7 protein-coding genes are annotated in these 6472 nt (G+C 46.6%); all 7 read right to left on the bottom strand.

Going from position 1 to position 6472, the window contains the following annotated elements; translation table 11 throughout:
• The coding region (locus tag K0A89_10415; GenBank protein ID MBW6518898.1) for an NTP transferase domain-containing protein at positions 1-212 on the bottom strand (212 nt) is incomplete at its 3' end.
• A gap of 58 nt (positions 213-270) precedes the next feature.
• Positions 271-1707: a nucleotide sugar dehydrogenase gene (locus K0A89_10410; protein MBW6518897.1), complete on the bottom strand. Its 1437-nt coding sequence runs from the start codon at positions 1705-1707 to the stop codon at positions 271-273.
• Between the two features lie 29 nt (positions 1708-1736).
• Positions 1737-2666, bottom strand: coding sequence for a Gfo/Idh/MocA family oxidoreductase (locus K0A89_10405; GenBank protein MBW6518896.1), 930 nt, complete (start codon positions 2664-2666; stop codon positions 1737-1739).
• Positions 2663-3754 (bottom strand): DegT/DnrJ/EryC1/StrS aminotransferase family protein, encoded by a 1092-nt coding sequence (locus K0A89_10400; protein ID MBW6518895.1) that lies wholly within the window; start codon positions 3752-3754, stop codon positions 2663-2665. The genes K0A89_10405 and K0A89_10400 overlap by 4 nt, the downstream gene beginning before the upstream one ends.
• A gap of 4 nt (positions 3755-3758) precedes the next feature.
• Positions 3759-4445, bottom strand: coding sequence for an acetyltransferase (locus K0A89_10395; GenBank protein MBW6518894.1), 687 nt, complete (start codon positions 4443-4445; stop codon positions 3759-3761).
• A 55-nt stretch (positions 4446-4500) separates the two neighbouring features.
• Complete coding sequence (locus tag K0A89_10390) at positions 4501-5070, bottom strand: TIGR00296 family protein (GenBank protein MBW6518893.1); 570 nt, start codon at positions 5068-5070, stop codon at positions 4501-4503.
• A 26-nt stretch (positions 5071-5096) separates the two neighbouring features.
• The gene (locus K0A89_10385; GenBank protein ID MBW6518892.1) at positions 5097-6320 is read right to left on the bottom strand and encodes a proteasome-activating nucleotidase; all 1224 of its coding nucleotides are present in this window, start codon (positions 6318-6320) and stop codon (positions 5097-5099) included.
• Between the last annotated feature and the right edge of the window lie 152 nt (positions 6321-6472).

Below are 6472 nucleotides of genomic sequence, written 5' to 3'. Positions count from 1 at the left end.
CCCAGCTCTTCCATCTGCCCCAAAACGAAGAACTTCTGGGATTCATTGGTCACCACAAATATCTCCGAAATATCTGATATCCTGAGACATCGTTTTACCGTATCCTGAAACAACGAAGTATCGCCAAATTTCAGGAACTGTTTAGGATAATATTCTCTACTGAGCGGCCATAACCTGGTGCCGGAACCTCCTGCAAGTATAATTGTTTTTATGAGGAATCACCTTTTTACTATTATATCATGTCAATAATCTCATTATTCAGTGGTAACGTCACCCGTTTCTTTTCATCTCATGCCCGTTCTTATCCCCGCGCCCGATACCCTTATACACAAACCCTTCACTGATAAACACATCAGGTTCAATCACATTCCTTCCATCCACAATAACCGGATGTTCCTTACCCATGAATCCTTTCAAGACCCCGGCATCCAGTTTGAAATACTCATCATGCCCGGTCAAAATAGCAACCACATCCGCCCCCTTCACCACATCAGACAGCTCACGGGAGATGTCCACACCCGGATACTCCAGCACATGAGGGTCATGCACCGCTACCTTGCACCCAGCATCCATCAGCAGTTTCCTGTAAGGCTCTGAGGGTGGATTCCTGGCATCATCCGAGTTATTGATAAATGCCCACCCCAGTATGGCCACCTTAGCACCCGCAGGGTTCTTGCCTGTCCTCTTAAGTGCGTCCACTGTAAGGTTATACATATGCACCGGCATAAAATCATTCACCTTGCGGGCCAGCACGAAAAGAGAATCAAGTCCTTGTGGATAATCCAGCCTTCCTTCCGATATCTTCACGCCTCGCTCTAAATGATAAGTATCCTTGGTAAGGCAGTGCCCGCCAACACCCGCACCCGGAAAGAGCATGGCTCTGGTTATACCCTCCCCTTTCAGGCTATCCACACCCGTGCGCACATCGTAGACATTGATACCCATAGCCTCGCAGTACAGTGCCAGCTGGTTGATGGCAGCAATCTGGAGGTCGCGGAACGTGTTCTCAGCAGTCTTGGTCACCTCAGCGGCCGTGGCTGTCATCGGAATAACCCTGCCCGTGGTCATGACCGGAGTATACAGTTCAACTGCCCGGTCAGTGCTGACCCGGTCAATGCCGCCGACAATACGGTCATGTTCCTGGATATTGCGCAGCAGCCTGCCTACCATCACCCGCTCGGGAGCATGTGCCAGGGCAAAATCTTTTCCCGCAATGAGACCTGACTCCTCTTCCAGTATCTGCCTTGCCATACCATCGGTAGTGCCTGGTGTTATTGTGGACTCCAGCACCACGAGCGTACCTTGACTGAGAGACCGCCCCACCTGCCGTATGCCCTCTATAAGGGCGCCAAAATCAGGCTCAAGGTCCTGGGGATTGGCAAAGGGTGTCTGGATGGCAAGAGTCACAGCATCCACTTCCGATATCCTGGAAAAATCAGATGTACACTGGAACTTACCCGCTTTAACCACTTTATTGATAAGTTTTTCCAGCCCCGGCTCATCGCCTTTTAAAGGACTCTCGCCCCGGTTTATCATCTCTATCTTATAACCCGAAGAAGGAGAATCCCTCTGGAATCCCAGTACTAAATCAAAATTATCCGAATCAGCAAACAGCGCCGCTGCAGGTATGCCCACATATCCCATCCCGATCACTCCGATCTTCCTGATAGGCCCCTTCTTATCCAATATTTCTTTAAGTTCGTTCATGAATTTCACTCATTTTTAAGAAAATAATTTTAAATCTTTATGGCCTTTCCCTTTTTATATGATTCTATTGCCATCATAGCTACCCTGAGAGCATGTATCCCATCTTCTCCTGACGGTTGCGGTTCTCCACCATTTGTAACAACGTCAACGAAGTATTCCAGTTCTTTTCGTAAAGGCTCTTCTTCTATTATTTTAGCTTTCCGGATCCATTCCCCATCATGCAGTTCCACGGTCTGGTCGATATAATCAAGATATGCTACACCTTTTACGCCTATGGCAGTAAGCTTCCTGACCTTGTGGGGGGTCAGCCAGTTCGTCTCTACCAGGCCTGAGAACTCATGGTCAAATCGAAGCATGATAGCTGCATGGTCTTCCTTGGAATGGATATCTGCACCAGCAATAGCATATACCTCGTTCACCTTCATACCGTACAAATATGCTATAACATCGATGTCATGCACCCCGATATCAAGAATAACTCCCACATCCCGTATCCTGGGATTATAGGGTCCTACCCTGCGGGTTGATATAGACACTATCTTACCCAGCGTTCCCGAATCAATGATCTCCTTCAACCTCATGACCGCAGGATTGAACCGTTCGATATGCCCCACCATGAACTTGACCTTCGCCTCTTTAGCGGCATTAGTTAATCTGTGTGCATTTTCCAGTGTATCGGCAATGGGTTTTTCCATCAGGATATTTGCACCCGCATCAATAGCATCCATTCCTATGGGCATGTGCAGTGTTGTTGGCACAACAATACTGACTACATCAAGGTCCTGCTTAAGCAGTTGCTTGTGGTCGGTATAACCCTTGACCCCATACTGTCCGGCCAGTTCGCTGACCCTGCTTCCGGACACATCAGATATGCCGACAAGTTCTACATGTTTCATATCGTTGTAGATACGCACATGGTGCTGACCCATGGCTCCGATGCCAATTACTCCTGCTCTCATCCCGTTAATTCTCCAATTGTTGTTATGATATGTTCCAGTTCTTCCCTTGAAACAGAAGGGTGCACAGGCAATGATATAACCTGCCTTGAGGCAATTTCCGTATTTTTCAAAGAATCCGTATAACCTAAATTTGTGTAAAGAGGCTGCTTATGTATTGGTATAGGATAATATATTCCTGTCCCAATACCATTTTCACCTAACGATGTAACAAGTTGGTCCCGCTCGTACCTGCAATCTTCTGTTACTCTGATAGTATATTGATGGAATACATGGGTACAGCCATTTCTTACCTGAGGTGTCTCAATACCTGGAAGCCCTTTCAATCCTGCTGACAGATATCCGGCATTCTCCATTCTTTTCTGGTTGAAGTTATCAAGTTTCGTAAGCTGGACCTGACCGATAGCTGCAGAAATATCAGTCATCCTGAAATTATATCCCAGCATCTCATGATGGTATCGCTGCTTTGAGCCGTGAGAACGTAACATTCGTGCAACAGCATCTATCTCTGTATCATTTGTCGTTATCATCCCGCCTTCGCTCGTTGTCATGTTCTTGGTAGGATAAAAACTGAAGGCACCAATCCCGAACGAACCGGCATGCTTTCCCTGTTCCATTGCACCATGTGCCTGGCAGGCATCTTCGATAACTTTCAATTTTTTATCTTCTGCGATCTCCATTATGGTTTTCATCTCTGCAGGATGACCGTACAGATGTACGGGTAGGAGGGCTTTTGTCCGGGGAGTGATACCGTTCAGGATAGCATCCGGGTCGATGTTGAACGTATCAGGTGAAATGTCTGCAAATACCGGTCTTGCGCCTGTATACAGTACAGAGTTTGCGGTTGCAATAAATGAAAATGAAGACGTTACTATCTCATCCCCCTTTCCTATACCTGCCGCCTGCAATGCGATTTGAAGTGCAGCCGTCCCCGAGTTCACGGCAATTGCATGGTTGACACCTATGAATTTGCTATACGTGTTTTCAAAATCAGCGACCTTGCTGCCTTCTGCAATCACTCCTGACCTCATGACCTCGGTTACGGCATGTATCTCGTCATCTCCAATAATTGGTCTTGCTATTGGTATCATACTATCAGATTCTATTTTTCGTTCTCAACTCAACTGGGAGTTCAACAATACTGGCCGGAAAGCCCACCGCAAGTTTCCATGGTGGTACATCTTTCGTGACCAGTGCACCGGCTGCCACCATGGCACCTTCGCCGATCTCAACTCCCGGTAATAGCGTACTGTTCGCTCCTATTGAAACTCCCGTCCTGAGTACAGGTCCTTTGAGCTCATATTTCTTGCGTATGGGATATTTGTCATTTGTCAGGACAGCACAGGGACCAATGAACACATTATCCTCAATGTGCGTATTTGTGGGTATGTAAACATTACTTTGAATGCTGACATTATTTCCAATAGTGGTGTTACCATCTATCACAACATTGGTACCGATAAGGACATTATCGCCAATTATAGTGTTCTCTCTTACCAGGATATTGTGCCCGGTTCGAAGATTGTTACCGATTCTCACTTCGGTATATATAATTGAACCGGAACGGACAACTGCATTGTCACCTATTGTTATACCCGGGAACTCGTATTCAACAAGTGGAATATCCAGGTTTGATGCCTCGTCAATGACCTTGCCAGTTGGATAACCCAGGAAAACATTTTCCAGGACAGTACAATTATTCCCTATTGAGTTCGTGCCATATATCGTGACAGTATCATCAATTCGACAGCCAGGGTATTGTTCTGTGTTATTATTTTTCATAATGGTGCCTGTGAGGTAATAGTGATTAAACATCCTTTTCCAAATCGTTTTTTTGCTAGCCTTCCTGGAAGATCTGCCCTTCAAACGCAAACACTTCAGTATCGGTCTCTAACCACGCATCAGGGAACAATCCCGCCTTCATGCAGGTCTGGCCCAGGAATTCCTCATCATCAAACCCATGCTCTACAGCCACCTGTGGCAGCAATAGCCCGGAGTATCCCCCTCTTTGTACGATAAGCCCATCCCTGCCTATCTCTATCTTACCGGGAAGTTCGCTTTTTTTTCCTTCCAGGCGCACTGGCATGGTAAGCACAGTAACTTCTATCTCAATAGTTTCCAGTTCCCTCAGAGTCACGGGATTGAACCTGGGGTCTTCTGTGGCCGCATTGATCGCAGAAATGATTATCGCATCACCCAGCAGCATGACCGGATACGGACGGCCGATACAACCTCTCAGTTCCTTTCTCTTATCGTAACGATTGTTCAGGGTTACGAACACGCCCCTGTTCTCATGGAACACAGATGGCAGGCCGTTCGCTGTAATGGTCTTACCGCTGGCCAAATATTCATGTATGGCCCTGCGCGCTATATTCAGCGCAATCGTTCCTTCGTCCCTGGTGAGCAATTCAGTCATATTTTCCTGGTGGCAGCCTATACGAACATTCCTGAGGGCGCATCTTCTTTCTCTTCCACAATGATCTTATGATATGCATCAATGAAATCGTTCATCATTATCTTCCTGTCCCGCCTGCGTATCACGAACATACCTGCTTCGGTCACAATGGCCTTGATATCTGCACCGCTCAGGTCTTCAGTGAGCTTGACCAGTTTGTCGAAATCCACATTCTCATCCAGTACCATGTTCCTGGTATGTATCTTGAAGATCTCCAGGCGACCCTTCTCATCAGGCATGGGTATCTCAATGATCCTGTCAAACCGCCCTGGCCGCAGCAGGGCAGGGTCCAGCAGGTCGATACGGTTTGTTGCGGCAATGATCTTAACATCGCCCCGCTCTTCAAACCCGTCCAGTTCGGCAAGCAATTGTATCATGGTCCGGTTCACTTCAGCTGAGCCAGTGGTGCCGTCATGGGTCCGGCGTCCGCCCACGGCATCTATCTCATCAATGAACACGATACTGGGGGACTTGTCTTTCGCCATCTGGAACACATCACGCACCAGTCGTGCACCTTCACCCACATACTTCTGTACCAGTTCGGAACCTGACATCCTGATAAATGTGGCATGGGCCCTGTGGGCCACAGCCTTTGCAATAAGTGTCTTGCCACTACCGGGCGGGCCGTACAGCAATATGCCTTTTGGTGGTTCGATACCCACGTCTATGAACATCTGAGGGTCAGTGAGCGGCAGTTCAATGGTCTCAATAACTTCCTTAATCTCGTCTTCGAGACCGCCGATGGAATTATAATCCGTATCAGGAGCTTCAATAAGTTCCATAACCCTGGCCCGCATGTCTGCGGGTTTTGACAGGAAACTGACAATACCAAAACCGTTATTTACGGCAACTCTCATCCCTGCCTGTAGTTCACCTGCCATTTCGAGTGGAATGTCTATCAGTACTTCCTGGTTGCTGCCATGCTGGCGCAGCAGGGCCGTATCATCAAGTACTTCCATCACAGATGCAATGAACAACGGGGGACGTTTTAATTCTTCGAGCTGCTCTTTTAGTTTCTGAATATTCTGGAGATAACTACTATTTGCAACAGCAGCATCCAGGAGCCTGTTCTGAAGCTGGTTGTTCTGTTCTTCCGCTTGCTTGAGCTTCTTTTTCAATATTGCAATATCATTATCTGTATCCAGTTTTTGAGAATTTACAAAATCCGGTTTATTTGATGATTGGGCAACTGTATTATCCATATAGTATCGAATGTGATATAATCCAATATAAACGTTATTGGGTCAACAAAAATATATATATTATTAATATAATATCCTAATCAGAAGCCTATGATGACATAATTCAACACGTGCAATCTAAAATTTTAAATAGATGTGAGAACTAATTGTAT

It is taken from the genome of ANME-2 cluster archaeon (assembly GCA_019429385.1).
GTDB lineage: Archaea > Halobacteriota > Methanosarcinia > Methanosarcinales > Methanocomedenaceae > Methanocomedens_B.
This window is presented reverse-complemented; position numbering and strand designations above follow the sequence as displayed.

Excerpts from the sequence above, each read along its gene's own strand:
- K0A89_10400 (MBW6518895.1), bottom strand. The coding sequence starts at position 3,754 with ATGATACCAATAGCAAGACCAATTATTGGAGATGACGAGATACATGCC.
- K0A89_10395 (MBW6518894.1), bottom strand. The coding sequence starts at position 4,445 with ATGAAAAATAATAACACAGAACAATACCCTGGCTGTCGAATTGATGAT.
- K0A89_10405 (MBW6518896.1), bottom strand. The coding sequence starts at position 2,666 with ATGAGAGCAGGAGTAATTGGCATCGGAGCCATGGGTCAGCACCATGTG.
- K0A89_10385 (MBW6518892.1), bottom strand. The coding sequence starts at position 6,320 with ATGGATAATACAGTTGCCCAATCATCAAATAAACCGGATTTTGTAAAT.
- K0A89_10410 (MBW6518897.1), bottom strand. The coding sequence starts at position 1,707 with ATGAACGAACTTAAAGAAATATTGGATAAGAAGGGGCCTATCAGGAAG.